This window comes from Pseudomonas sp. NPDC087612, assembly GCF_044743505.1.
Taxonomy (GTDB): Bacteria; Pseudomonadota; Gammaproteobacteria; order Pseudomonadales; family Pseudomonadaceae; genus Aquipseudomonas.
In genome coordinates this window covers 152874-177153 of the sequence record NZ_JBIUWO010000011.1, presented here as the reverse complement: position 1 = coordinate 177153, position 24280 = coordinate 152874, and the positions used below count along the sequence as shown (strand labels likewise).

Below are 24280 nucleotides of genomic sequence, written 5' to 3'. Positions count from 1 at the left end.
CCCTATGGCTAAACAAAAGAAACATCCGACAGGGACTATCGCGCAGAATAAAAAGGCGCGTCACGATTACTTCATCGAGCACAAGTTCGAGGCCGGATTGGTCCTGTCCGGTTGGGAAGTAAAAAGTCTGCGTGCCGGCAAGGCGCACCTGACCGACAGTTACGTGGTGCTCAAGGATGGCGAGGCCTGGCTGATGGGCAGCCACATCACGCCGCTGACAGCCGCCAGTACTCACGTCATCGCCGACCCGACACGTACCCGCAAACTGCTGCTCAACCGTCGAGAGCTGGAACGCCTGCATGCGGCTGTCCAGCAGAAGGGCTACACCTGCGTGGCCTTGTCGATCTATTGGAGCAAGCACTTGATCAAGTGCGAAATCGCACTGGGCAAGGGCAAGAAGGAATACGACAAGCGCGATACCCAGCGCGAGCGCGATTCCGACCGCGAGTTGCAGCGCGCGGTACGCAACAAGGGCAAGGAAGACTGATTCCAGCCTGAAGCGCCCTCATCGCGGGGCAAGCCCGCTCCTACAGGGGCGAGTTTGCCCCACGATTGCTAGCGCCCGCTGCGCCGCTCCGCCCGCGCCACCCGCTGAACCTCCTGGCGCACTTCATCGAGCACTTCCTGCACATAGGTAATGTGCCGGCTGGAGACTTCGCGTGCATCTTCGGCACGCCCTTCGACAATCGCCAGGTACAGCTCGCGGTGCTGGCTGATGAGCATGTCGCGGGTTTCGCTGCGCTGTTTGTACATGCCGCCGATGTTGGTCACCACGTTGCGCTTGAGCAGGTCGAACAGGCCGCGAATGGTGTGCAACAACACCGCGTTATGACTGGCTTCGGCGATTGCCAGATGAAAACGCGCATCGGCCGCGCCCTCCTCGGCCCGGTCGACTTCATCAGCGCGGGCGTAGCAGTCCTGCAGGGTATCGAACGCCGCCTTGAGCCGCAGGCGATCCGGCTCGGTGGCACGGATCGCCGCATAATAGGCACAGGATGCCTCCAGAGTATGCCGAAATTCCAGCAAGTCGCGCTGCGCTTCAGGGTTGCTTTCGAGCAACTGCAGCAGCGGGTCACTGAAGGTCGAGCCGAGCGATTCGGCCACATAGTTACCACCGCCCTGGCGGCTGACCAACAAGCCCTTGGCCACCAGCTTCTGGATCGCTTCGCGCAACGACGGTCGTGACACGCCGAACTGCTCGGCCAGCGCCCGCTCGGCAGGCAGGCGCTGACCGGCCGTCAAGGTGCCTTCGAGAATCATCCCTTCCAGCCGTTCGACGATATCGTCGGACAAACGGCGTTGGCGGACCTGATCAAAAACCATCACATGCTCTCCACAATCCCGAGTGCGTTCGGGGCTGTCTATTCTGGCGCATCCGCGACCCGCCGACACTAATCAGTTGGCAAATTTCCCTGCCGTTCAGGCCCGCTCCCCTTCAACCATCCCAAGAAAAGTTTCCTGGGACAAATTGACACAGCCACTTCGAGGCTTTTAACCTAGCGCCTCGACATTGTAAATTGGTCTTACCAATTATCCAATGCCAGTGCCTGACCAACAACAATTAGGGGCCACCCCATATGCAAACCTGGCAACAGCTTTACAGTCCGCTTGGTAGTCTTGGCCTGTCCGCGCTCGCGGCAGTCATCCCGATCGTGTTCTTCTTCCTCGCGCTGGCGGTGTTCCGCCTCAAGGGTCATGTGGCTGGCAGCATCACGCTGGGCCTGTCGATCCTGGTGGCGATCTTTGCTTTCCAGATGCCTGCCGACATGGCCCTTGCCGCCGCCGGATACGGCTTTGCCTATGGCCTGTGGCCGATTGCCTGGATCATTGTCGCCGCAGTGTTCCTGTACAAGCTGACGGTCAAGAGCGGCCAGTTCGAAGTGATCCGCAGCTCGGTGCTGTCGATTACCGACGACCAGCGCCTGCAGGTGCTGTTGATCGGTTTCTGCTTCGGCGCCTTCCTTGAAGGTGCGGCAGGTTTCGGCGCCCCGGTGGCGATCACCGCCGCCCTGCTCGTGGGCCTGGGCTTCAACCCGCTATACGCCGCCGGCCTGTGCCTGATCGCCAACACCGCGCCTGTGGCCTTTGGCGCCCTGGGCATCCCGATCATCGTGGCCGGCCAGGTGACCGGTATCGATGCGTTCAAGATCGGCGCCATGACCGGCCGCCAGTTGCCCTTGCTGTCGCTGTTCGTACCGTTCTGGCTGGTGTTCATGATGGACGGCCTGCGCGGCGTCAAAGAGACCTGGCCAGCCGCCCTGGTGGCCGGCCTGAGCTTTGCCGTAACCCAGTACTTCACCTCGAACTTCATTGGCCCGGAACTGCCGGACATCACCTCGGCCCTGGCCAGCCTGATTTCCCTGACCCTGTTCCTCAAGGTCTGGCAGCCCAAGCGTTCGTTCGCCGCCGCCCCCGGTAGTGTTGGCGCCGCTGTGGTACAGAGCGGTGGCAGCCAGCCTTCGCCGTACAGCTTCGGCGAGATCTTCAAAGCCTGGTCGCCGTTCCTGATCCTCACCGTGCTGGTCACCATCTGGACCCTCAAGCCGTTCAAGGCCGCTTTCGCCGCCGGTGGCTCGATGTACAGCTGGGTATTCAACTTCGCCATCCCGCACCTTGACCAACTGGTGATCAAGACCGCACCGATCGTCGCCACCCCGACGGCGATCCCGGCGGTGTTCAAGCTCGACCCGATTTCTGCCACCGGTACCGCGATTTTCTTCTCGGCGCTGATCTCGATGCTGGTGCTGAAGATCAATTTCAAAACTGGTCTGACCACTTTGAAAGAGACCTTCTTCGAACTGCGCTGGCCGATCCTGTCGATAGGCATGGTCCTGGCCTTTGCCTTCGTCACCAACTACTCGGGCATGTCGTCGACCATGGCCCTGGTACTGGCCGGCACTGGCGCGGCGTTCCCGTTCTTCTCGCCGTTCCTCGGCTGGCTGGGCGTGTTCCTGACCGGTTCCGATACTTCGTCGAACGCCCTGTTCAGCTCGCTGCAGGCCACCACCGCGCACCAGATCGGGGTCAACGACACCCTGCTGGTGGCCGCCAACACCAGCGGCGGCGTGACCGGCAAAATGATTTCGCCGCAGTCGATCGCCGTGGCCTGCGCCGCTACCGGCCTGGTCGGCAAAGAGTCGGACCTGTTCCGCTTCACCCTCAAGCACAGCTTGTTCTTCGCCACTATCGTTGGCCTGATCACCTTGATCCAGGCTTATTGGCTGACCGGCATGCTGGTTCACTAAAGTGTCAGGGGCCGGGCGCGCGTTGTGGTGCGCCCGGCAGCTCCCCTTCACCCAACGCTGCGAGACCCCATGATCATTTCTGCCGCTACCGATTACCGCGCAGCAGCCCAACGCAAGCTGCCGCCATTCCTGTTCCACTACGCCGACGGCGGTGCCTACGCCGAGCACACGCTGCGCCACAACGTCGAAGACCTGGCCGGCATCGCCCTGCGCCAGCGCGTATTGAAGAACATGTCCGAGCTGAGCCTCGAGACCCAGCTGTTCAACGAAACCCTGAGCATGCCGGTGGCCCTGGCGCCGGTCGGCCTGACCGGCATGTACGCACGCCGCGGCGAAGTCCAGGCGGCGCGGGCGGCAGCGGCCAAAGGCATTCCGTTCACCCTGTCGACGGTGTCGGTGTGCCCGATCGAAGAAGTGGCGCCGGCCATTGACCGGCCGATGTGGTTCCAGCTCTATGTGCTCAAGGATCGCGGCTTCATGCGCAACGCCCTGGAGCGCGCCAAGGCCGCTGGCGTTACCACCCTGGTGTTCACCGTGGACATGCCGGTGCCCGGCGCCCGCTACCGCGATGCGCACTCCGGCATGAGCGGCCCGCACGCGCCGCTGCGCCGCGTCTGGCAGGCCATGACCCACCCGCAGTGGGCCGTGGATGTCGGCCTGCTGGGCAAACCCCATGACCTGGGCAACATCTCCGCCTACCGCGGCAGCCCCACGGGGCTGGCCGATTACATCGGCTGGCTGGGCGCCAATTTCGACCCGTCGATTTCCTGGAAAGACCTTGAGTGGATCCGCGAATTCTGGGAAGGCCCGATGGTGATCAAGGGCATCCTCGACCCACAAGATGCCAAGGACGCCGTGAAGTTCGGCGCCGACGGCATCGTCGTCTCCAACCACGGCGGCCGCCAGCTCGATGGCGTGCTGTCGAGTGCCCGCGCCCTGCCGGCGATTGCCGACGCGGTCAAAGGCGATCTGAAGATTCTCGCCGACTCCGGCATCCGCAGCGGCCTGGACGTGGTGCGCATGATCGCCCTGGGCGCCGACACCGTGTTGATCGGCCGTGCATTCCTCTACGCCTTGGCCACCGCCGGTGAAGCCGGGGTGAAGAACCTGCTGGAGCTGTTCGAAAAAGAAATGCGCGTGGCCATGGTGCTGACAGGCGCCAAATCGATCAGCGAAATCACCCGCGACTCGCTGGTCCGCGAACTGGGTGCCTGATAGCCGCGCCTTCGAATCACCGCCTGATTGACCGGGGCACGCGGCGCACCAGACGCCACGGCCCCGCGAGGAGATTGCATGAGTCTGCCCGCCGCGTTTCTCGACTCGGTAGCACGCCTGATACCCGCCGAGCGCCGTTTCGACGACCCGCTGTCGACCCTGGCTTTCGGCACCGATGCCAGCTTTTACCGGCTGATTCCCAAGCTGGTGATACGGGTCGAATCCGAAGATGAAGTGGTCGCCCTGCTCAAGCTGGCCCAGCGCGAGCGCGTGCCGGTCACCTTCCGCGCCGCCGGCACCAGCCTGTCCGGCCAGGCCATCAGCGATTCGGTGCTGATCGTGCTCGGCGATAACTGGAACGGCCGCGAGATTCGCCACCAGGGCCAGCAGATCCGTCTGCAACCGGGCGTGATCGGCGCCCAGGCCAATGCCTGGCTGGCCCCATTCGGGCGCAAGATCGGCCCGGACCCTGCCTCGATCAACGCCTGCAAGATTGGCGGTATCGTCGCCAACAATGCCAGCGGCATGTGCTGCGGCACCGCGCAGAACACCTATCACACCCTGGCCGGCATGCGCCTGGTGCTGGCCGACGGCACGCGCCTGGACAGCGAAGACCCGGCCAGCGTCGCCGCCTTCGAACAGAGCCACGCCGACCTGCTCGATAAGCTCGCGCGCCTGGCCCGGGACACCCGCGCCAACACTGAGCTAGCCGCCAGAATTCGCCACAAGTACCGCCTGAAGAACACCACCGGCCTGTCGCTCAATGCCCTGATCGACTATGACCAGCCGCTGGATATCCTCAGCCACCTGCTGGTCGGCTCCGAGGGCACCCTGGGCTTTATCAGTGCCGTGACCTACGACACGGTGATCGATCACCCGAACAAAGCCTCGGCACTGATCGTCTTCCCGGATGTAGAAACCTGCTGCAACGCCGTTACCGTACTCAAAAGCCAACCGGTATCGGCGGTGGAACTGCTCGACCGACGCAGCCTGCGCTCGGTGCAGGACAAGCCCGGGATGCCGGCCTTCGTCCAGCAACTGTCCGATGGCGCCTGCGCACTTTTGATCGAATCCCGCGCAGCAACCCAGGCGCTGCTGCACGAGCAACTGGCGCAGATCATGGCCTCGCTGGCCAGCTTCCCGGTGGAAAAGCAGGTCAACTTCACCGAGGACGCCAAGGAGAACGCCAAGCTCTGGGCCATCCGCAAGGACACCTTCCCCGCCGTCGGTGCAGTGCGTAAAACCGGCACCACGGTGATCATCGAAGACGTGACCTTCCCGGTCGAGCAACTGGCCATCGGCGTCAATCGCCTGATTGCGCTGTTCGACAAACATCACTATGACGAGGCGATCCTGTTCGGCCATGCCCTGGAAGGCAACCTGCACTTCGTCTTCACCCAGGGCTTCAACAGCGCCGAAGAGGTCGCGCGTTACCAGGCCTTCATGGACGACGTGGCGCAACTGGTGGCGGTCGAATTCGGCGGCTCGCTCAAGGCCGAACACGGCACCGGGCGCAACATGGCGCCCTTTGTCGAGCTGGAATGGGGCAGCGATGCCTACCAGTTGATGTGGCAGCTCAAGCGCCTGCTCGACCCCAATGGCATTCTCAACCCGGACGTGGTGCTCAGCGAAGACCCGCAAATCCATCTGAAGAACCTCAAGCCGCTACCGGCTGCTGACGAGATCGTCGACAAGTGCATCGAATGCGGCTTCTGCGAGCCGGTCTGCCCGTCCAAGGGGCTGACCCTGAGCCCGCGCCAGCGCATCGTCATGTGGCGCGATATCCAGGCGAAAAAACGCGCTGGCAGCGATACCCGCGAGCTGGAACGCAACTACCAGTACCAGGGCATCGACACCTGCGCCGCCACCGGCCTGTGCGCCCAACGCTGCCCGGTGGGTATCAATACCGGTGAGCTGGTGAAAAAGCTGCGCGGCCAGGCCGCCGGACACCTGAAGACTGCCGACTGGCTGGCTGACAATTTCCATACCGCCCTCAGTGGCGCGCGCCTTACCTTGCAAGCCGCCAACGGCGCCCGTCGCCTGCTTGGCGCGCCGCGCCTGAGTCGCCTGAGCGCCAGCCTCAGTAAGCTCAGCCACGGCCGAGTACCACAGTGGACGCCGGCCATGCCACAACCGCTAAAAGCGCTGCAGCTCAGCCCGGCCAGCAACGATGCGCGGCCCCGAGTCGTCTATCTGGCCGCCTGTGTTTCAAGGGTGATGGGTCCGGCGGCGGCGGATCGCGAGCAAACCTCGTTGCTGGACAAGACCCGCGCCCTGCTGGAAAAGGCCGGCTATCAAGTGGTATTCCCGGACAACCAGGACAACCTGTGCTGTGGCCAGCCGTTTGCTTCCAAGGGCTATGCCGAGCAGGCCGAGCACAAGCGCCAGGAGCTGATCAACGCCCTGCTGCACGCCAGCCGCGGCGGCCTTGACCCGATCTACTGCGATACCAGCCCGTGCACCTTGCGCCTGGTCCAGGATCTCGCCGAAACGCGCCTGGACCTGTATGACCCGGTGCGCTTCATCCGCACCCACCTGGTCGACAAGCTGGAGTTCACCCCCCAGGACGAGCCGATCGCCGTACACGTGACCTGCAGCACCCAGCACCTGGGTGAAAGCCAGGCGCTGATCGACCTGGCGCGGCGTTGCAGCAAACAGGTGGTGATTCCCGAAGGCATCCATTGCTGCGGTTTTGCCGGTGACAAGGGCTTTACCACCCCGCAGCTCAATGCCCATTCGCTGCGCAGCCTCAAGGATGCGGTGCAGTACTGCAGCGAAGGCATCTCTACCAGCCGCACCTGCGAGATCGGCCTGTCGAACCATGGCGGGATCGATTATCACGGGCTGGTGTACCTGGTGGACCGGGTAACACGGGCGCGGGCTATCTGAACCTTTGTGAGAGCGGAGCAGTCCATCAAATTAGGCCCCCCTTTCCCGAGGCCTTCCCAGCCAAGGAGATTCACATGAAGCGTACTGCGATTTCCGGACTGTTCATTGCCGCCGCACTGCTTGCCTCCCCTGTGTTTGCGGAAGAAGACCTGTGCGCCCTAAACCTGCAGAAGATTGAAGATGCCACGGCTACCGCCGGAGCTACCTCCGAAGGTATGGACAACGCCGTGGCCGAGCATGTCAAGGACGCCAAGGCTGCCCAGGCAGCGGGTAACACGAAAGACTGCATTGCTATTACCAGCAAGACTCTGGAGCGCCTGGAGAAAACCGAGAAAGGCAGCAACGGCCAATAACCCGTCTGCCGGGCGATGTCAGACCAGCAGTCGACGTCGCCCGACCGATGGCGTATACTGGACCTCGAGCGTTGAAAAACGCTTACAGCTAGAGCGCAACACATGGGGCCGATTAGGATTCGACGCCGGTAGTGAAACTCTAGGTGCATGCCGAGTTGGTAACAGAACTCGTAAATCCACTGTTGCAACTTTCTATAGTTGCCAATGACGAAAACTACGAGGGTTACGCTCTCGCTGCGTAAGCAGCCGAGCCCGCTCTCCTGGTAGCTTCGGCTCCAGCAATCACTAGGGGATGCCTGTAAACCCGAAGTGATTGTCATACAGAACAGGATCGCCGTGCAGTACGTTGTGGACGAAGCGGCTAAAACTTACACAACTCGTCCAAAGCACCCTGCCCGTCGGGCGGCTGCGGATTAACTCAATAGACACGGCTAAGCATGTAGTACCGACAGCGGATCACTGGCGGACGGGGGTTCAAATCCCCCCGGTTCCACCAAATACGCAAAACGAAAAAGGCATCTGGCGCTTGCGCCGATGCCTTTTTTGTTGCCCGCAGAACCCTGACTGAACCCGCCTGTCGGCCATCGACACGCTGCGGACAAAACCGTGCTCATCCTATTGGCGCAGCGGTCGATAAACACCTGGAAGGACCGCCCCGTCTCGTATCCTTGTCGACTCCGGGGGGCCGCAACCACCACAGAACAGGAGCAGGCATGAAAGTCTGTATGACCCACCGCGAGACCTTCTACCACGTTCTCAAGGCAGTGTTTGACGCCTGCAATAAAAAGCCGGTCATCGCCGAGCTTGGCGTCCTGCGCGGGCAAAATGCGCTGAACCTCTATAACGCCCTCAGCCCTGAACAGATGGTCTTGATCGACAGCTGGAGCCCCTCGGCCACCGAAGCCTACAGCCCGTTCGACCAGCTGCCACCTTGGGTTGACCCTGTAGATAGCTATGATTACTACTATGGCGGCTCGCTTTATGACATGGCCACCTGGGACAACCTGTATGAAGAATGCCAGGGCAAATTCGCCGACAAGCCCAACGTCACCCTCATTCGCGCCGAGACGATCGACGCCATTCCTGAGATCCAGCCAAGAACCGGTATCGAGAAATTCGACCTGATCTACATTGATGCCAACCATCAATACGAGTACATCCTGCGCGACATGATGTACTACCAGGACCTGCTGGCCGATGATGGCTTCATGCTTCTCAACGATTGCTGCCATAGCCTGCAAGGCACCAAGCAGAACCTGGGTGTACTGGAAGCCCTCAGCAGCTTCCTCAAGCGTTCCGACTTCGTGCCTGTGGCCGTGACCAACACTGACTGGTCGGATGTCATCCTGGTCAAAAAGAACTCGATGATGCTGCAACTTGTGGACATCGCCATCACCAACTCGGATATCCCGTTCGTCGAAATCCCGCATCAACTGATGTCCGCCGCCCGGGTTGTTTACGGCAAGCAGCGCACCAACATCAGCTTTGCCTGATCCGGCGTACTTCAAGGACGAAGCCATTGCGCCCATTGATTATCCTGACCCTGCTCCTGCTGTGCGGGTCGCTGCAGGCCGCACCTAAGTGCGAGGACTTCCTCGGCACATTGGGCGCGTACCCCAAGGGCATCCAGTACCAGGGCTGCCATCAGGACATCGAAGGACAGACGGCGCCCTTGATCGCGACCTACAAGGTCAGGGGCGACGAAGCAGCGGTGGCCGAGGCCCACCTGCAGCAAACCTATGGCATGGGCCGCCTGCAGTTTTTCTGCTGCATGTGGGACTCGCTGCGCCACTTCCACCGCGACCCACACAGCGGCATCAATTACCAAGTCCTCATGGCCTCCGAAGAGACGCTGGCCAACCAGCGCTCGCAGTGGGCACAGATCGAGTTCTTCTACATCACCGTCAGCGTCGATACCCTCGAGCCCTGAGCGGCCATCAGCCCTTGGCGAACTGCAGCAGCACCTCCAGCGGATGACGCAACTGGCGCTCAGCCATGCGCTTGACCTGGCTGCGGCAGGAATAACCGGTGGCCAATGCTTCCCCCGGTTTATCCAGCTTGCCGGCCCAGGATTGCTCGAAGATGGTCCGCGAGGTGTCCTGGTTGCGCGCTTCGTGGCCATAGGTACCCGACATGCCACAGCAGCCAGTGGCTTCGGTAACCAGTTTCAGCCCCAGGCGGGCGAATACCTGTTCCCACTGACGGGTGCTGGCCGGCACGTTGGTTTTTTCGGTGCAGTGGGCCAGCAGGCGGAAGGTTTCGCTGGCGCCCGCAGCCTGTTCAGGCAGCACGTCGATCAACCATTCCTGCGGCAGCAGCACCTTCGGGCAATCGCTCAGGCCTTCGACCTTCTGGTATTCCTGGCGATACACCAGGGTCATGGCCGGATCGAGGCCGACCAGCGGCACGCCGCAATCGGCCAGGGCCTTGAGCTGGGTGGCGTTGCGAATCGCCGCTTTGCCAAAGGCTGCGAGGAAGCCCTGGACATGCAAGGGTTTGCCGTTGGCGCTGTAGGGCGCGAGGAACACCTTGTGACCCAGCCGATGGGCCAGTTCGATGAACGACGCCAGCAACGGTGTTTCGAAGTAGCGGGTGAAGGCATCCTGAACCAGAACGATGCTGCGCTCGCGCTGGGCAGGGGTCAGCTCGCGCAGCGCGGGTACGCTGGCCGCGCGCACGTTGCAGCGGGTCAAGGTGTTCTGCAGGTTGTAGCGGCTGATCAGCGGGCTGTCGAGCATGCCGACATGGCGCTCAAGCAGGCGGCTGACCCACTTCGAACCCATCACCGCGTTGTACAAGCCTGGCGCATAAGCCATGTAAGGAATGCTGAACTCCAGCGAACCGATCAGGTAGTCACGCAGCGGGCGCTGATAGCGGCCGTGGTACAGCTCCAGAAAGCGTGAACGAAATTCCGGCACGTTGACCTTGATCGGGCACTGCCCCGCGCAGGATTTGCACGCCAGGCAGCCAGCCATGGCTTCGTAGACTTCGTGGGAAAAGTCAGCCTCGCCACGGGAGCGGGCCTGGTTGTTGCGCAGGCGCTTGGGCAGCTCCTTGAGCCAGGAGGTCTTGTTCTTTGCCGCCGCCAGCACATCGATGCTGGCCGCACCCTGCAGGCGCAACCATTCGCGGATCAGCGAGGCACGGCCCTTGGGCGAATGCTGGCGTTCGCGGGTGGCTTTCCACGATGGGCACATGGCGTCGTTGGGGTCGAAGTTGTAGCAGGCGCCGTTGCCGTTGCAGTGCACGGCGCTGCCAAAGCTCTGCCACACCCGCTCATCAATCTGCCGGTCAAAGTCGCCGCGCATCGGTGCTTCGTTGACCTTTATCAGACCCTGTTCGCTGTCCGGCGGGGTGCAGATCTTGCCGGGGTTGAGCTGATTGTAGGGGTCGAAGGCGCCCTTGAGCGATTGCAGCGCCGGGTACAGGGCGCCGAAGAAATCCGGCACGTATTCCGAACGCAGGCCCTTGCCGTGCTCGCCCCAGAGCAGGCCGCCGTAGCGATGGGTCAGCGCCGCCACGGCATCGGAAATCGGCTTGACCAGCGCCGCCTGGGCTGGATCTTTCATGTCCAGCGCCGGGCGCACGTGGAGCACGCCGGCATCGACGTGGCCGAACATGCCGTAGGCCAGGCCGTAGCTGTCGAGCAAGGCACGGAAGTCGGCAATGTAGTCGGCCAGTTGCTCGGGCGGTACGGCGGTGTCTTCCACGAACGGCTGCGGGCGCACTTCGCCTTCAACGTTGCCAAGCAGGCCCACCGAGCGCTTGCGCATGGTGTAGACGCGGGTCACCGCTTCGGCGCCTTCAGCCAGGGTGTGACCCAGGCGCTCGACGCCGGTATCGGCCTGCAGGTGGGCGACGAAGGCTTGCACCCGCGCGTTCACTTCGGCCGGATCATCACCGCAGAACTCCACCAGGTTGATGCCCAGGGTCGAGCGCTCGGCTTCGGCGGGGAAGTACTCGGCAACGCTGTGCCAGACGATGTCCTTCATCGCCAGCATCAGCACCTTGGAATCCACCGTCTCGATCGACAGTGGCTTGTGCGCCATCAGCGCATTGGCATCGCGCAGGGCATCCATGAAGCTGCTGTAGCGTACGTTGACCAGCACGGCGTATTTCGGAATCGGCAGCACATTGAGCTTGGCCTCGACCAGGTAACCCAACGAGCCTTCGGCACCGCACAGCACGCTGTTGAGGTTGAAGCGGCCCTGCTCGTCGCGCAGGTGCGCGAGGTCGTAGCCGGTCAGGCAGCGGTTGAGCTTGGGGAAGATGGTCTCGATCAGTTCGGCCTGGGTTTCCTGAATCTGCCGGGCCATGCGGTACACCTCACCGCTGCGGCCTTCTTGTGCACAAGCCTGTTCCAGCGCCTGGTCATCAATCGGCAGGCTGTGCAGGCGCTCGCCGCCGAGCAGCACACTGTGCAGTTCGAGCACGTGGTCGCGGGTCTTGCCGTAGGTGCAACTGCCCTGGCCGCTGGCATCGGTGTTGATCATGCCGCCGACGGTGGCGCGGTTGGAGGTCGACAGCTCCGGGGCGAAGAACAGCCCGTGGGGCTTGAGCGCTGCGTTGAGCTGGTCCTTGACCACCCCGGCCTGTACCCGCACCCAACGCTCCTCGACGTTGATCTCGAGAATGTTGTTCATGTGCCGCGACAGGTCGACGACGATGCCGTCGGTCAGCGACTGGCCGTTGGTGCCGGTGCCACCGCCGCGCGGGGTGAGCTTGATCTGGCGAAAGCGCGGTTCGGCCATCAGCGTAGCGACGCGGGCGACGTCCTCGGCATCCAGCGGAAACACCGCCGCTTGCGGCAGGCGCTGGTAGATCGAGTTGTCGGTGGCGAGCACCGTACGGGTAGCGTAGTCGGCGCTGAACTGGCCACGGAAACCGCTGGCGCGCAGGGCGGCGAGAAAATCGGCATAGTCGCCAGCGGGGGCGCTGGTCGGCAACTGGGCGATCATCAAAGGATGGCCTCTTTAATTTGGCTAATCACGGGAATATCGGAACACTTGCTGGCTGAGCATAATTAGGTCAGCCTCAAGACACTGATATGCCAATGATCCCGGAGCGCGACGCTGCGGACAACTGGATATTTCTGCCGCTATCGATGACTTTTACGAATGAATTACCGCCATCTCACACCGTCCATGTCATTGCTGCTGGCGTTCGAAGCCGCCGCCCGGCATGAAAGCTATACCCGCGCCGCCACCGAGCTGTCGCTGACCCAAAGCGCGGTGAGCCGCCAGGTGCAGGCGCTGGAGCAGCAACTGGGCCTGACCCTGTTCCGCCGAGAAGGCCGCCAGGTGCGCCTGACCGATGTCGGCCGGCTGTATCAACGGGAGATGAGCGAAGCCCTTGGGCGCATTCGCAGCGCCACCTTGCAGGCCATGGCCTATCAGTCCGGCGAAGGCAGCCTGCGCCTGGCCACCCTGCCGACCTTCGGTTCCAAGTGGCTACTGCCGCGCCTGCATGAATTCTACAAATTGCACCCGGGCATGCTGGTGCACATCAATTCGCGCATCGAAGCCATCGATTTCGAAACCAGCGGCATCGACGCCGCCATTGTCGTCGGCAATGCCGATGTGCCCGGGCTGGTCTGTCATCGCCTGCATGCCGAAGAGTTGCTGGTGATTCTGTCGCCGGAGACTGCCGCCAGCCAGGCCGACTGGTCGCCGCCGCGCCTGCCTGAGCAATTGCTGCTCAACGTGGCCAACAACCCCAACGCCTGGGGCGAGTGGTTTTCCCATCATGGCCTGGCGCACCGCAGCATGCGCCTGGGGCCAAGCTTCGAGCTGACCTCGCACCTGATCCAGGCGGTGCGCGCCGGCATCGGCATCGGCCTGGTGCCGCGCATCCTGGTGGCCGACGAGCTGGCCAGCGGGGAGCTGGTCAGCGTCGGCGCGCCGTTTGCCAGCCAGCGCAGCTATTACCTGATCTACCCGCCGCGCAACCAGTCGCTGCCGTCATTGGTGGCATTTCGCGGCTGGTTGCTGGGGCAGATCTGACGCCGGGCTCAGATGCTCAGGCAGATCTTGCCGAAGTGCTGGTTGCTTTCCTGGTAACGGAAGGCCTCGACGATCTGTTCCAGCTCGAAGGTCTTGTCGATCACCGGGCGCAGGCCATTGGCATCGATGGCGCGGACCATCGCCTGCTGCTGGGCGCGGCTGCCAACCAGCACACCCTGCAGGCGGATCTGCCGCACCAGCGCCTGGACCAGCGGCAGGTTGCCCGCCACGCCGGTAAGAATGCCGATCAGCGACACATGCCCGCCGATACGCGCGGCGATCATCGACTGCTCCAGGGTCGCCGGACCACCGACCTCGATCACGTGATCGACACCGCGGTTGGCGGTGAGCTGGCGTACTTTCTCGCCCCAGGCCGGGGTTTTGCGGTAGTTGATCAGGTGGTCGGCGCCCAGGGCCTTGAGGCGTTCGAGCTTGTCGTCGCTGGAGGACGTGGCGATCACCGTGGCGCCCGCCAGCTTGGCGAACTGCAGGGCGAAAATCGACACGCCACCGGTGCCTTGCACCAGCACGGTATCGCCTGGCTTGAGCGAGTCGTCGGCCATCAGCGCACGCCAGGCAGTCAGGCCGGCGGTAGTCAGGGTCGCCGCTTGCGCGTGGCTGTAGCCCTTGGGTGCATGAGTAAAGGACGTCGCGCGAGCGGTGACCTGTTCGCGGGCGTAACCATCGATGCCGTCGCCCGGAACGCTGGCGAAACCTTCGACCAACGGTTGGCCGTCCAGCCAGTCCGGGAAAAACGTACTGACCACCGAATCACCAACAGCGAACTCGTTGACGCCAGTGCCCACTGCGGTCACCACGCCAGCGCCATCGGCCATGGGAATACGCGGCGCAGTCGGGCCCCACATGCCGCTGACCACGGCGAAGTCGTGATAGTTGAGCGAGTTGGCATGCAGGCGCACGCTGATTTCGCCGGCTTGCGGGGCGGCTGCCTCGCGGGTGCCTACCTGCACCTTGTCGTAACCACCGCCGGTCTGGACGATAATGGCCCTGCTGGTCATGGAAACCTCCTGAGTCGATTCGGCAAATAGCTGACCAGTCTTCGCCCGACCCTGCCCCAGGTCAAGCACGAGCGCTTGCATAGTGCGCCAGCAAACCACAATAATGCGACTAATTATCAATTACTCGATATTGCCCCGCCATGCCCGCTCCCGATCATGCTGCCCTGCACGCGCTCTACAGCGAACATAACGGTTGGTTGAAAAACTGGCTGCGTACCCGCCTGGGCAATGCCGCCGATGCCGCCGACCTTGCCCAGGACACCTTTATCCGGGTATTGAATGCACGCAATGCAGACACCATTCGCGAGCCGCGCAGCTACCTGGGCGCCATCGCCCATGCGCTGATGATCGACAAGTTTCGCCGCAAGGCGCTTGAACAGGCCTATCTGGACGAACTGGCGCTGCGCCCGGAGCGGGTCGCCGAATCACCGGAAAGCCGCTTGCTGATCCTCGAAACCCTGCTGGCGGTGGACCAGATGCTCGATGGCCTGGGCGAGCGCACGCGCTCTATCTTCCTGGCCGTGCAACTCGAAGGCCTGAGCTATGTGGCTACCGCCGAACGCCTGGGGATATCGGTGACCACGGTGAAAAAACACCTGATCCGCGCCATGACCCACTGCCTGCTGCTCACGGACGACTGACATGGCCCAGCCGCTGGACTATCGCACCCTCGAAGCTGCCGCCACCTGGTACGTGCAGCTCAACGCCGCGCCGCCCAGCGCTGCGCAGTTGCAGGCCTGGCAAGACTGGTTGGGCAAGAACCAGGCCCATGCCCAGGCCTGGGCGCGGGTCGAAAAGCTGCAGCGCCAACTGGGCCGGCTGCCCGCTGATGTCGCCCTGCCGACGCTTGCCGGCGTGCGCGCCCGGCGCCGCGCCGTGCTCAAGACCCTGGCGCTGCTCATGGCCGTTGGCGCAACCGGCTGGGCGGTACAGCAAAGTACACCGGGCCAGGCGTGGATGGCCGAACTGCGCACCGGCAAGGGCCAGCGCCGCCAGGTGCGTCTGGACGATGGCAGCCAGCTTGAACTGAACACCGACAGTGCCGTGGATATCCGCTACGACAGCCAGCAACGCCTGCTGCGCCTGTACAGTGGTGAGATCATGGTGCAAACCGCCCCTGACAGCGCGGCGCGCCCGTTCATGGTCGAAACCGCCGAAGGCCGGGTGCGCGCCCTCGGCACGCGCTTCAACGTGCGTAGCGACAATGGCCTGAGCCGGGTCAGCGTGCTCGAACATGCGGTACAGGTGCGCCCGCTCGACCAGCCGCTGCTGATGCTGCGCCTGGAGGCCGGGCAAAGCGTCAGCTTCAACCGCACGCAGATTGCTGCCGCCAGCACCGCCCTGCCCGGCACCGGCGCCTGGACCCAGGGCATGCTGACCGTGATCGAATGGCGCCTGGCCGATTTCATCAGCGAACTGCGCCGCTACCGCCCCGGCGTGCTGCGCTGCGCCGAGGGCATCGCTGACCTGCGCCTGTCAGGTGCGTTTCGCATCGACGACACCGACACGATTCTGGAAAACCTCGGCGTGTCGTTGCCGGTCAGGGTGCGTTACATGACTCGCTACTGGGTCAGCATTGAAGCTGTCTGAAGAAATTTCGTACAAAGGGTTGCCGATTTTCATTCTCATTCGGCTACGCAGTTAAAGCGGCAAATTTCGACCGCCCCTCTGCCCAGCCAATCGAAGGAAATCCTGCATGACCCCGACTTGTCCGCGCGCCCCTCGCCCGCTGGTTCGCGCTGTCCACCTGGCGCTGTTCGGCCTGACCCTGGCACCGTTGCCGCTGCTCGCGCTGCTGCCGGCCCAGGCCATGGCGCAAAGCGCCAGCACCCAGTTCCAGATCGCCCCGGGCCCGCTGGGCACTACCCTGAGCCTGTTCGCCACCCGCGCCAACATCACCCTGTCGTTCGATGCCCGCCAGACTCAAGGCCAGCAGTCGGCCGGCCTGCACGGCACCTACTCGGTCGAGGAAGGCCTGGCGCGCCTGCTCAGCGGCACCGGCCTGCAGGCCCAGCGTCAGTCCAACGGCGGCTACGTGCTGGTGCCCGCCAATACTGGCGCGGCGATGGAACTGGGCGCCACCAGCATCAATGCTCAAGGCCTGGGTGAAACCACCGAGGGTACGCATTCCTACACTACCGCAGCGACCCGTACTGCGACCAAGCTGCCGTTGTCGATCCGCGAGACGCCACAAACCATCACCGTGGTTACCCGCCAGCAGATGGACGATCAGGGCGCCCAGAGTATTTCTGATGTGCTGCGCAATACCCCCGGCGTCTCGGCGCAAACCTATGACAGCGACCGCACCGAGTTCACCAGCCGCGGCCTGGTGATCACCAACTACCAGTACGACGGCGTCAACACCGTGTATGACGGGGTGTACGGTGAAGGTACCGCGCATGTCGACATGTCGATCTATGACCGTGTGGAGGTGCTCAAGGGCGCCACCGGCCTGATGACCGGCTCCGGCGACCCGTCGGCCACGGTCAACCTGATCCGCAAGAAACCGACCGCGCAGTTCCAGGGCTCGCTCACCGGCAGTGCCGGCAGCTGGGACAACTACCGCGGCGAAGTCGATGTCTCCGGCCCGATCAACAGCAGCGGTAGCGTGCGTGGGCGCTTCGTCAGCGCCCAGCAGGACAAGAAGGGCTACCAGGACCATTACCAGCAGAACAAAGAGGTGTACTACGGCATCCTCGAGGCCGACATCACCCCGGATACCCTGCTGACCGTCGGTATCGACCAGCAGACCACCACCCCGCGCGGCAGCTCCTGGACCGGCAACCCGGTGTACTACACCGACGGCGGTCGCACTGACTTCTCCCGCTCGTTCAACCCGGGCGCCGACTGGAGCCGCCGCGACTTCCAGAACCGCACCTACTTCGCCTCGCTGGAACAGGCGCTGGCCAACGACTGGTCGCTCAAGCTCAGCGTCAACCAGTTGCAGAGCGATCACGACACCCGCCTGGCCTCGGCCAGCGGTGGCGCGCCGGATCGCAATGGTGACGGCATGTACTTTTTCTGGGGCCGCTGGGAAGGCCACCGGGTGCAGAACAGTGCCGACCTGAATATCTCCGGCCCGTTCACCCTGTTCGGCCGCCAGCACGACCTGGTCGTCGGCCTTGACACCAACCATTCGCGCCAGACCGGCACCACCTGGGACACCGGCGAATTTGGCACGGTGCCCGGCAGCATCTTTGACTGGGACGGTCACATCGGCGTGCCGGACTTCCCGAAAAACGGCAAGTACGAACAGAAGAAGAGCCAGAACGGCGCCTACATCGCCACCCGCCTGCACCCGACCGATGACTTTTCAGTCATCCTCGGCACCCGGGTCAGCACCTTCAAGTACAGCGACAATTACGACTACGACGGCCTGAACCCGAACTTTGCCGACAGCCAGGCCAGCTACAAGCAACACGGCGTGGTCACGCCCTACGCCGGAGTGGTCTATGACCTGAACGACACCTACTCGGTGTACGCCAGCTACACCTCGATCTACCAGCCACAGAGCAACAAGGACAGCAACGGTGCCACCCTCGACCCGGTCGAAGGCGACAGCTACGAAACCGGCCTGAAAGCGGCCTACTTCGACGGCAAGCTCAACGCCAGCCTGGCGCTGTTTCGCATCGAGCAGGACAACGTTGCCGAGTCGATCGGCACCAACCCTGCGACCAACGAGGGCATCTACAAGGCCACTAGCGGCGCCACCACCCAGGGCATCGAGCTGGAAGTGGCCGGTGAGCTGCAGGAAGGCTGGAATCTCTCGGCCGGCTATACCTACGCGCGTTCACGCGATGCCGACGAGCAGCGTATCTATGGCTTCCCGATGAGCACCAGCAAACCTGAACACCTGGTGCGGCTGTTCACCACCTACCGCCTGCCGGGGGTGCTGGACAAGGTGACAGTGGGGGGTGGAATCAACTGGCAGAGCGCGTTCTACGGCAAGATCTACAACCGCTCGATCGAGGATTACAGCTTCATCAAGCAAGGCGGCTATACCCTGGTCGATCTGATGACCCGTTATCAATACAACGAGCAGCTGAGCTTCACGGTCAATGCCAACAACGTCTTCGACAAGCGCTACCTGACCGGGCTGGGCAACTTCGACACCACCTACTACGGTGATCCGCGCAATGTGATGCTGACGACGCGCTGGGAGTTCTGAGGCCCCATCGCGGGGCAAGCCCGCTCCTGCACACCGAATGTAGGAGCGGGCTGGACTCGCGATGAATTCAACTCAATTGTCGAGCATCACCTGCAACGCCCGGCAATCCGCTGCATGCCAGTCGGCCAGCTCTGGCCAGGGGTTATCCGGCAGGTTCACCAGAATCGTCCGCGCCCCCGCCGCCCGGCCGCAGTCCAGGTCAAAGCGGTAGTCGCCGACCATGACCATCTCGCTCGGCGCCACCGCCCAGGCGTCGGCCAGCTTCAGCAAGCCGCCAGGGTGTGGCTTGGGCGGTGCTTCATCACGCCCGACCACGTGCTCGACGGCAAAGCAGTCGGCCAGGCCGATTGCCTCAAGGGTGATATGCGCAAGCTCCCGGGCATTGCGGGTAAGGATACCCAGCTGGCAACCGCGCGCCGCCAGCTCGCGGACCAGCTCCACGGCACCGGTAGCCGGGCGTGAACCAATCGCCAGCTCACGTTCATGCTCCAGCAACCAGGCGTGCTTGGCTGCGGCTTCATCGGCCGGCAGGGCCGCCAGGTGGGTGAGGATGTCGTGGGTCTGGGGAATTTCCAGCGCCACCTTGATCGCGGCAAAATCATGCACGGCAACGGTCAGGGTGCCGTCCATGTCGAACACCCAGTGGCGAATCTGCTGCAGGCTCATTGCCAGTCCTGGCGATGACGAATCAGGCCTTCCTGGCACGACGAGGCCACCAGTTGCCCGGCCTGGTTGTAGATGTTGCCGCGGGCAAAACCACGGGCATTGCCGGCCCACGGGCTGTCCATGGCGTACAGCAGCCACTGGTCGGCGCGCAGGTTGCCGTGGAACCACAGCGCGTGGTCGAGGCTGGCGATCTGCATGTCCTTGTGCCACACCGATTTGCCATGGGGCAGCAGCGAGGTGGTCAACAGGCCAAAATCCGAGGCATAAGCGAGCATGTACTTGTGCAGCGCCGGCACGTCCGGCAGGTTGCCGTCAGCACGGAACCAGACGTACTTGACTGGCTCGCCGGGCTTGGGGTTGAACGGATCCTCGGCAGTTACCGGACGCATTTCGATCGGCTTGGCGCAGAGCATCTTGTCGCGAATGGCTTCAGGCAGGCGATCGGCCATGCGCTTGGCCAGCTCGACTTCCGACGGCAGGTTTTCCGGGCCGACCACCTTGGGCATCTGGCTCTGGTGCTCGAAGCCTTCCTCGTCGTACTGGAACGAGGCGCTGCAGGTGAAGATGGTCTTGCCCTTCTGGATCGCCGTCACCCGCCGGGTGCTGAAACTGCCACCATCGCGTACGCGGTCGACCGAATAGACCACCGGCATGCTGGCGTCGCCCGGGCGCAGGAAGTAGCCGTGCAGCGAGTGCACGTGGCGCGCCTCCTCGACCGTCTGGCTGGCCGCCGACAGCGACTGGCCCAGTACCTGCCCACCGTACAACTGACGAAAGCCCAGGTCCTGGCTTCGCCCGCGGAACAGGTTTTCCTCGATCGATTCCAGGCTCAACAGGTCAACCAGATCGTCCAACACGTGGCTCATTCAAGATTCTCCAAGGCAATGCGCAACTGCGGCAAATAATACAGGGTTTGTCATTGCCGGCCCGTATGTTGTGCAATTCAGCCGCGCAGGGTGGCCTGCCACTGGGCGCGGTCGATGCGGTACAACACGTGCGCTCGCAAAGGGTCGCCTGGCTCTAGCCTGGGGTGTTCGAAGCTGCCGGCCAGGTCCTGCTGCATGCCGATGGCCTGCATGACTTTTTGCGATGGCAGGTTGCTCTTGGTGGTGAACGACACCACCTGTTCCAGGCCCAGTTGAGCGAAGGCGCAGCGCAGGCTGGTCCAGGCCGCTTCACTGGCAAAACCCAGCCCCCAGTGGCGCCGGGCCAGGCGCCAGCCGATCTCCACCGCCGGGGTAAAATCGGCGGCAAAACTCACGTTGAGCAGGCCGGTCATGCCGATAAAGGCGCCGGTGTCCTTGCGCTCCAGGGCCCACAGGCCAAAGCCGTATTCATTGAAGTGGCCGCGAATCCGGCCGATCAGCGCAGCGCTCTCGACCCGGGTCAAGGGTGCAGGAAAGTAACGCATGACCTGCGGGTCGGCGCACATCGCGGCGAACTCCCTGAGGTCGTCATCCTGCCATTGGCGCAACAGCAACCGTGCGCTTTCCAGTTGCAATATCGGGGTCATGCTCGGCTCCTTATCCACAGCCTGCTGTTTATAGCGTAGGTAACAACCTCAGCTCCAAGCTATTTTTCACATCCCTTTCACTGGTTCTGAACCTGACCTTTTCTACAGTGCGTTCACTCTTGAACCTGCCTGAAGTGGTCCTATGTCATCTTCCCACCTGACGCCTGCGCTTACCGCCAGCACTGCCACCCAGCGACGACGCGGCGCTCCCTGGCGCCAACCGCTGACCGGGCTGGGCCTCCTGCTCGCCCTGGTCATCCTTGCACTGTGGTGGACATCGAGGACACCGATCGTGGACCTGGGCAGCGACAATCAGATGCACAACAGTGGTGTTTACAGCGAATGGGCCAAGGGCGCGGTCATCGTCCTGATCCGCCATGCCGAACGTTGCGACCGTTCGCACAACCGCTGCCTGGGCGACCCCAGCGGCATTACCCTCGAGGGTAGCCAGGCGGCCAGCGACGTCGGTAACGGCATCCAGCGCCTGGGCCTGAACAACGCTCAGGTGCTGAGCAGCCCGGAGGTGCGCACCCAGCAAACTGCGCACTTCATGTTCGGCAAGGCGATCGCCAGCGAGGACTGGCTCAAGCAATGCGACAAGGGTTTTGCCGATGCCGCCTTCAAGCACAAGCGCGCCGACCATAACCTGGTGCTGGTCACCCACAGTGGTTGCATCGATCATCTTGAGCGGCAGTTGAATGTGCCCGGTGGTGAACGCTCCAGCGCCTATGCCAGTGCCTTGTTCGTGTCCATGGGCAGCAACGGCAAGGCGCGGATTCTCGGGCAGATGAACGCCAATGAATGGCGCAAACTTGTCGCCAGCGCAGGAATGTAAAGCATGCCGGGCCCCTCTCGCCGCGACTTCTATCTGACCAACCTGGGTTTGCCGCTGCTGCTGGCTGCCGTGGTTTTTTTGCTGTTCGACCTCACCAGCCTCGACCGGCTGATCAGCAACCTGCTGCTCGACCCGGCCAGCGGCCAGTTCCCGCTGCTGCACAACCAATGGTTCGAGAAAGCGACCCACAAGTGGCCGCGCATCTTGCCGAACTGGACCGGCGAGCTGGCAGTCATCGGCTCGCTGTTGTCGTTTATCTGGCCACGCTTTGCCGCTTATCCACAGTCCACTGCCAGCCGCATGTTGAACACCTGGCGTATCGCTGCGGTGCTGCGCTTGACCACCCGCTACCGTCGCGACTTGTTGTTCGTGGTGGTGGCCTTCGCCCTGAGCACCACGGTCATCCATTACCTGAAAAGCCACACCAGCGTGTACTGCCCGGTGGAGACCACCCTGTACGGCGGCAGCGAGCTGCGCCAGGAATGGTTCGAGAACTTCAGCTGGCTGGACAAGGCCGGTGCCGGGCGTTGCTGGCCGGGTGGCCACGCCTCCAGCGGCTTTACCTTGCTGGCGCTGTACTTCGTTGCCCGACGCCATCGCTGGGCGCATGCGCGTAAACTGCTGGTGGCGGTGTTGTTGCTGGGGCTGGTGTTTGGCACCACCCGCGTGCTGCAGGGCTGGCACTATATGTCGCACACCTTCTGGGCAGGGATTTTCGTCTGGCTGACGACCTGGCTGACAGCACTGTTCTTTTACGGCCGGCTGGCATTACAGGCTCCCGCGCGGGTGGCGACCAGAGCACGCACGCCGGCGTTGATCAACGCCACGCCAGCATCACTACGCCCAGAGTGACCAGGCTGATGCCGGCCCACTGGCGCAAGTCAAGCCGCTCGCCCAACAGGGTTACGCCAAGTACCGCCACCAGCACCACGCTGAGTTTATCCACAGGCGCCACCTGTGACGCCTGGCCCAACTGCAGGGCTCGGAAGTAACAGATCCATGAGGCGCCGGTGGCCAGCCCCGACAACACCAGAAACAGATAGCTGCGGGCCGGGATCGAACTCAGCGACTGGTACTGGCCGGTGGCATACAGAATCAGCGCCAGGCTGATCAGCACCACCACCGTACGCAGCAAGGTAGCGAAGTCGGAGTTGATGCCGCTGATGCCGACCTTGGCGAAGATCGCGGTCAACGCGGCGAACACGGCGGATAACACCGCCCAGAAAGTCCATGAAGCCAACACCATAAGTACGCCTGTGCAAGGGATTGCTACTCATTGTAGAAGCTGGCGTAACGGCCTTGGTAACTGGCAAGATCAGCTTCTGTCTCGCTCAAGACCCTGCCATGCCGCTGCCGCTGATCTACCACGACGACTACAGCCCGGAGTTTCCCGCCGAGCACCGCTTTCCGATGGACAAGTTCCGCCTGTTGCGCGACCACCTGGTCGCCAGCGGCCTGACTACCGACGCGGCGTTGCTACGCCCCGAGGTTTGCCCCAACGACATCCTCGCCCTGGCCCATGACCGCACCTATATCGAGCGCTACATGAACGGCGAGCTGTCGCGCGAAGACCAGCGCCGCCTTGGCTTGCCCTGGAGCGAAGCCCTGGCGCGGCGTACCGTGCGCGCGGTCGGCGGCTCGCTGCTGGCAGCCGAGCAGGCGCTGGAGCATGGCATCGCCTGTCACCTGGCCGGTGGCACCCATCACGCCCATTACGATCACCCGGCCGGCTTTTGCATCTTCAATGACCTGGCGGTGATCAGCCATTACCTGCTCGCCGCCGGGCGGGTGCACAAGGTGCTGATCTTCGATTGCGACGTGCACCAGGGCGACGGTACCGCGCGCATCCTCCATGACACCCCGGACGCGATCACCGTATCGCTGCATTGCGAGCAGAACTTCCCCGCGCGCAAGGCCGAAAGCGACTGGGACATCCCTCTACCGCGCGGCATGGGCGACCAGGCGTACCTGAAGGTGGTCGATGACGCGCTCAACTACCTGTTGCCGCTGTACCGCCCGGACCTGGTGCTGTACGACGCCGGGGTCGATGTGCACAAGGACGACGCCCTGGGTTATCTGCAACTGACCGATGAAGGCGTCGCCGCCCGTGACCAAAGCGTGCTGCGCCACTGCCTGGGCCGGGACATTCCGGTGGTTGGGGTGATTGGCGGTGGCTACAGCAAGGACCGCGAGGCCCTCGCCCGCCGCCACGGCATACTGCACCACAGCGCCAGCCGTGTGCTGGGTTACTCACAATGACTGTGGAACCGCCTGTGGATAACCTGCGGGAAAGCCCCTCAAGGCCTTTAACCACAGGGCCTTGAGGCCGCTGTACGTTTTTTGATCAGTGATTCCGGGCGCCGCGCTAAGGTAGA

General features: G+C 63.0%; 21 protein-coding genes and 1 other RNA gene. 15 read left to right on the top strand and 7 right to left on the bottom strand.

Annotation, left to right across the window (positions count from 1 at the left end):
- The first annotated feature begins 4 nt into the window (after window positions 1-4).
- The gene (gene smpB / locus ACIOVF_RS22600) at window positions 5-487 is read left to right on the top strand and encodes an SsrA-binding protein SmpB (RefSeq protein ID WP_028944546.1); all 483 of its coding nucleotides are present in this window, start codon (window positions 5-7) and stop codon (window positions 485-487) included.
- A 68-nt stretch (window positions 488-555) separates the two neighbouring features.
- Here the strand turns inward: smpB and ACIOVF_RS22595 are convergent, their stop codons facing one another.
- Window positions 556-1323 carry a GntR family transcriptional regulator gene (locus tag ACIOVF_RS22595; protein ID WP_045199761.1) on the bottom strand — a complete coding sequence of 256 codons (768 nt, stop codon included), beginning with the start codon at window positions 1321-1323 and terminating at the stop codon, window positions 556-558.
- Between the two features lie 254 nt (window positions 1324-1577).
- On the opposite strand from ACIOVF_RS22595, the gene ACIOVF_RS22590 reads away from it, so the two are divergent.
- The 7 genes from ACIOVF_RS22590 (at window position 1578) to ACIOVF_RS22560 (ending at window position 9632) form a co-directional block, all read left to right on the top strand.
- Entirely contained in the window at window positions 1578-3245 is a 1668-nt protein-coding gene (locus ACIOVF_RS22590) for a lactate permease LctP family transporter (RefSeq protein WP_093379286.1), read from the top strand.
- Between the two features lie 69 nt (window positions 3246-3314).
- The gene (gene lldD / locus ACIOVF_RS22585) at window positions 3315-4460 is read left to right on the top strand and encodes an FMN-dependent L-lactate dehydrogenase LldD (protein ID WP_401292596.1); all 1146 of its coding nucleotides are present in this window, start codon (window positions 3315-3317) and stop codon (window positions 4458-4460) included.
- A gap of 78 nt (window positions 4461-4538) precedes the next feature.
- The gene (locus ACIOVF_RS22580) at window positions 4539-7349 is read left to right on the top strand and encodes an FAD-binding and (Fe-S)-binding domain-containing protein (protein ID WP_401292593.1); all 2811 of its coding nucleotides are present in this window, start codon (window positions 4539-4541) and stop codon (window positions 7347-7349) included.
- 74 nt (window positions 7350-7423) lie between these two features.
- Window positions 7424-7702: a hypothetical protein gene (locus tag ACIOVF_RS22575; RefSeq protein ID WP_045199770.1), complete on the top strand. Its 279-nt coding sequence runs from the start codon at window positions 7424-7426 to the stop codon at window positions 7700-7702.
- Between the two features lie 104 nt (window positions 7703-7806).
- Window positions 7807-8198: a transfer-messenger RNA gene (ssrA, locus tag ACIOVF_RS22570) on the top strand.
- A 217-nt stretch (window positions 8199-8415) separates the two neighbouring features.
- Window positions 8416-9195, top strand: coding sequence for a class I SAM-dependent methyltransferase (locus ACIOVF_RS22565; RefSeq protein ID WP_045199772.1), 780 nt, complete (start codon window positions 8416-8418; stop codon window positions 9193-9195).
- A 26-nt stretch (window positions 9196-9221) separates the two neighbouring features.
- Window positions 9222-9632, top strand: a complete 411-nt coding sequence (locus ACIOVF_RS22560; RefSeq protein WP_213603197.1) for a DUF4952 domain-containing protein — start codon at window positions 9222-9224, stop codon at window positions 9630-9632.
- Between the two features lie 7 nt (window positions 9633-9639).
- Here ACIOVF_RS22560 and ACIOVF_RS22555 read toward each other — a convergent pair whose 3' ends face one another.
- Window positions 9640-12660, bottom strand: a complete 3021-nt coding sequence (locus ACIOVF_RS22555; protein WP_401292588.1) for an FAD-binding and (Fe-S)-binding domain-containing protein — start codon at window positions 12658-12660, stop codon at window positions 9640-9642.
- Between the two features lie 159 nt (window positions 12661-12819).
- Here ACIOVF_RS22555 and ACIOVF_RS22550 point away from each other — a divergent pair, with 159 nt between their 5' ends.
- A complete protein-coding gene (locus ACIOVF_RS22550; RefSeq protein ID WP_045199779.1) occupies window positions 12820-13704 on the top strand; it encodes a LysR substrate-binding domain-containing protein in 885 nt (294 codons plus the stop codon).
- An 8-nt stretch (window positions 13705-13712) separates the two neighbouring features.
- On the opposite strand, the gene ACIOVF_RS22545 is transcribed toward ACIOVF_RS22550, so the two are convergent.
- Window positions 13713-14723: an NAD(P)-dependent alcohol dehydrogenase gene (locus ACIOVF_RS22545; RefSeq protein WP_045199781.1), complete on the bottom strand. Its 1011-nt coding sequence runs from the start codon at window positions 14721-14723 to the stop codon at window positions 13713-13715.
- A 140-nt stretch (window positions 14724-14863) separates the two neighbouring features.
- Here ACIOVF_RS22545 and ACIOVF_RS22540 point away from each other — a divergent pair, with 140 nt between their 5' ends.
- From ACIOVF_RS22540 to ACIOVF_RS22530, 3 genes are all read left to right on the top strand, one after another.
- Window positions 14864-15364 (top strand): sigma-70 family RNA polymerase sigma factor, encoded by a 501-nt coding sequence (locus ACIOVF_RS22540; RefSeq protein WP_045199783.1) that lies wholly within the window; start codon window positions 14864-14866, stop codon window positions 15362-15364.
- Between the two features lies 1 nt (window position 15365).
- Complete coding sequence (locus tag ACIOVF_RS22535; protein WP_258594982.1) at window positions 15366-16313, top strand: FecR domain-containing protein; 948 nt, start codon at window positions 15366-15368, stop codon at window positions 16311-16313.
- 106 nt (window positions 16314-16419) lie between these two features.
- Window positions 16420-18891 carry a TonB-dependent siderophore receptor gene (locus ACIOVF_RS22530; RefSeq protein ID WP_401292582.1) on the top strand — a complete coding sequence of 824 codons (2472 nt, stop codon included), beginning with the start codon at window positions 16420-16422 and terminating at the stop codon, window positions 18889-18891.
- Window positions 18892-18963: 72 nt separating this feature from the next.
- Here ACIOVF_RS22530 and ACIOVF_RS22525 read toward each other — a convergent pair whose 3' ends face one another.
- The 3 genes from ACIOVF_RS22525 to ACIOVF_RS22515 form a co-directional block, all read right to left on the bottom strand.
- Entirely contained in the window at window positions 18964-19557 is a 594-nt protein-coding gene (locus tag ACIOVF_RS22525; protein WP_093379258.1) for an HAD family hydrolase, read from the bottom strand.
- On the bottom strand, window positions 19554-20423 hold the full coding sequence (tesB, locus tag ACIOVF_RS22520) for an acyl-CoA thioesterase II (protein WP_045199789.1): 870 nt from the start codon (window positions 20421-20423) through the stop codon (window positions 19554-19556). Before tesB ends, ACIOVF_RS22525 begins: the two co-directional genes overlap by 4 nt.
- Window positions 20424-20500: 77 nt before the next feature.
- Window positions 20501-21070, bottom strand: a complete 570-nt coding sequence (locus ACIOVF_RS22515) for a GNAT family N-acetyltransferase (protein WP_123565148.1) — start codon at window positions 21068-21070, stop codon at window positions 20501-20503.
- A 142-nt stretch (window positions 21071-21212) separates the two neighbouring features.
- Here ACIOVF_RS22515 and ACIOVF_RS22510 point away from each other — a divergent pair, with 142 nt between their 5' ends.
- Entirely contained in the window at window positions 21213-21905 is a 693-nt protein-coding gene (locus tag ACIOVF_RS22510) for a histidine phosphatase family protein (RefSeq protein ID WP_195885078.1), read from the top strand.
- Window positions 21906-21908: 3 nt separating this feature from the next.
- Entirely contained in the window at window positions 21909-22757 is an 849-nt protein-coding gene (locus ACIOVF_RS22505) for a phosphatase PAP2 family protein (protein WP_401292577.1), read from the top strand.
- On the opposite strand, the gene ACIOVF_RS22500 is transcribed toward ACIOVF_RS22505, so the two are convergent.
- Entirely contained in the window at window positions 22723-23151 is a 429-nt protein-coding gene (locus ACIOVF_RS22500; RefSeq protein WP_123565145.1) for an EamA family transporter, read from the bottom strand. The genes ACIOVF_RS22505 and ACIOVF_RS22500 overlap by 35 nt on opposite strands.
- A 98-nt stretch (window positions 23152-23249) precedes the next feature.
- Here ACIOVF_RS22500 and ACIOVF_RS22495 point away from each other — a divergent pair, with 98 nt between their 5' ends.
- On the top strand, window positions 23250-24164 hold the full coding sequence (locus tag ACIOVF_RS22495; protein WP_093379240.1) for a histone deacetylase: 915 nt from the start codon (window positions 23250-23252) through the stop codon (window positions 24162-24164).
- Window positions 24165-24280: the final 116 nt, after the last annotated feature.

Bases quoted from the DNA above. Each gene is read 5' to 3' on its own strand.
- ACIOVF_RS22535 (WP_258594982.1), top strand. From the start codon at position 15,366: ATGGCCCAGCCGCTGGACTATCGCACCCTCGAAGCTGCCGCCACCTGG.
- ACIOVF_RS22495 (WP_093379240.1), top strand. From the start codon at position 23,250: ATGCCGCTGCCGCTGATCTACCACGACGACTACAGCCCGGAGTTTCCC.
- ACIOVF_RS22550 (WP_045199779.1), top strand. From the start codon at position 12,820: ATGAATTACCGCCATCTCACACCGTCCATGTCATTGCTGCTGGCGTTC.
- ACIOVF_RS22555 (WP_401292588.1), bottom strand. From the start codon at position 12,660: ATGATCGCCCAGTTGCCGACCAGCGCCCCCGCTGGCGACTATGCCGAT.
- ACIOVF_RS22525 (WP_093379258.1), bottom strand. From the start codon at position 19,557: ATGAGCCTGCAGCAGATTCGCCACTGGGTGTTCGACATGGACGGCACC.
- ACIOVF_RS22540 (WP_045199783.1), top strand. From the start codon at position 14,864: ATGCCCGCTCCCGATCATGCTGCCCTGCACGCGCTCTACAGCGAACAT.
- ACIOVF_RS22515 (WP_123565148.1), bottom strand. From the start codon at position 21,070: ATGACCCCGATATTGCAACTGGAAAGCGCACGGTTGCTGTTGCGCCAA.
- ACIOVF_RS22545 (WP_045199781.1), bottom strand. From the start codon at position 14,723: ATGACCAGCAGGGCCATTATCGTCCAGACCGGCGGTGGTTACGACAAG.
- ACIOVF_RS22580 (WP_401292593.1), top strand. From the start codon at position 4,539: ATGAGTCTGCCCGCCGCGTTTCTCGACTCGGTAGCACGCCTGATACCC.
- lldD (WP_401292596.1), top strand. From the start codon at position 3,315: ATGATCATTTCTGCCGCTACCGATTACCGCGCAGCAGCCCAACGCAAG.
- ACIOVF_RS22590 (WP_093379286.1), top strand. From the start codon at position 1,578: ATGCAAACCTGGCAACAGCTTTACAGTCCGCTTGGTAGTCTTGGCCTG.
- ACIOVF_RS22500 (WP_123565145.1), bottom strand. From the start codon at position 23,151: ATGGTGTTGGCTTCATGGACTTTCTGGGCGGTGTTATCCGCCGTGTTC.
- ACIOVF_RS22595 (WP_045199761.1), bottom strand. From the start codon at position 1,323: ATGGTTTTTGATCAGGTCCGCCAACGCCGTTTGTCCGACGATATCGTC.
- ACIOVF_RS22575 (WP_045199770.1), top strand. From the start codon at position 7,424: ATGAAGCGTACTGCGATTTCCGGACTGTTCATTGCCGCCGCACTGCTT.
- smpB (WP_028944546.1), top strand. From the start codon at position 5: ATGGCTAAACAAAAGAAACATCCGACAGGGACTATCGCGCAGAATAAA.
- ACIOVF_RS22510 (WP_195885078.1), top strand. From the start codon at position 21,213: ATGTCATCTTCCCACCTGACGCCTGCGCTTACCGCCAGCACTGCCACC.
- ACIOVF_RS22565 (WP_045199772.1), top strand. From the start codon at position 8,416: ATGAAAGTCTGTATGACCCACCGCGAGACCTTCTACCACGTTCTCAAG.
- tesB (WP_045199789.1), bottom strand. From the start codon at position 20,423: ATGAGCCACGTGTTGGACGATCTGGTTGACCTGTTGAGCCTGGAATCG.
- ACIOVF_RS22530 (WP_401292582.1), top strand. From the start codon at position 16,420: ATGACCCCGACTTGTCCGCGCGCCCCTCGCCCGCTGGTTCGCGCTGTC.
- ACIOVF_RS22505 (WP_401292577.1), top strand. From the start codon at position 21,909: ATGCCGGGCCCCTCTCGCCGCGACTTCTATCTGACCAACCTGGGTTTG.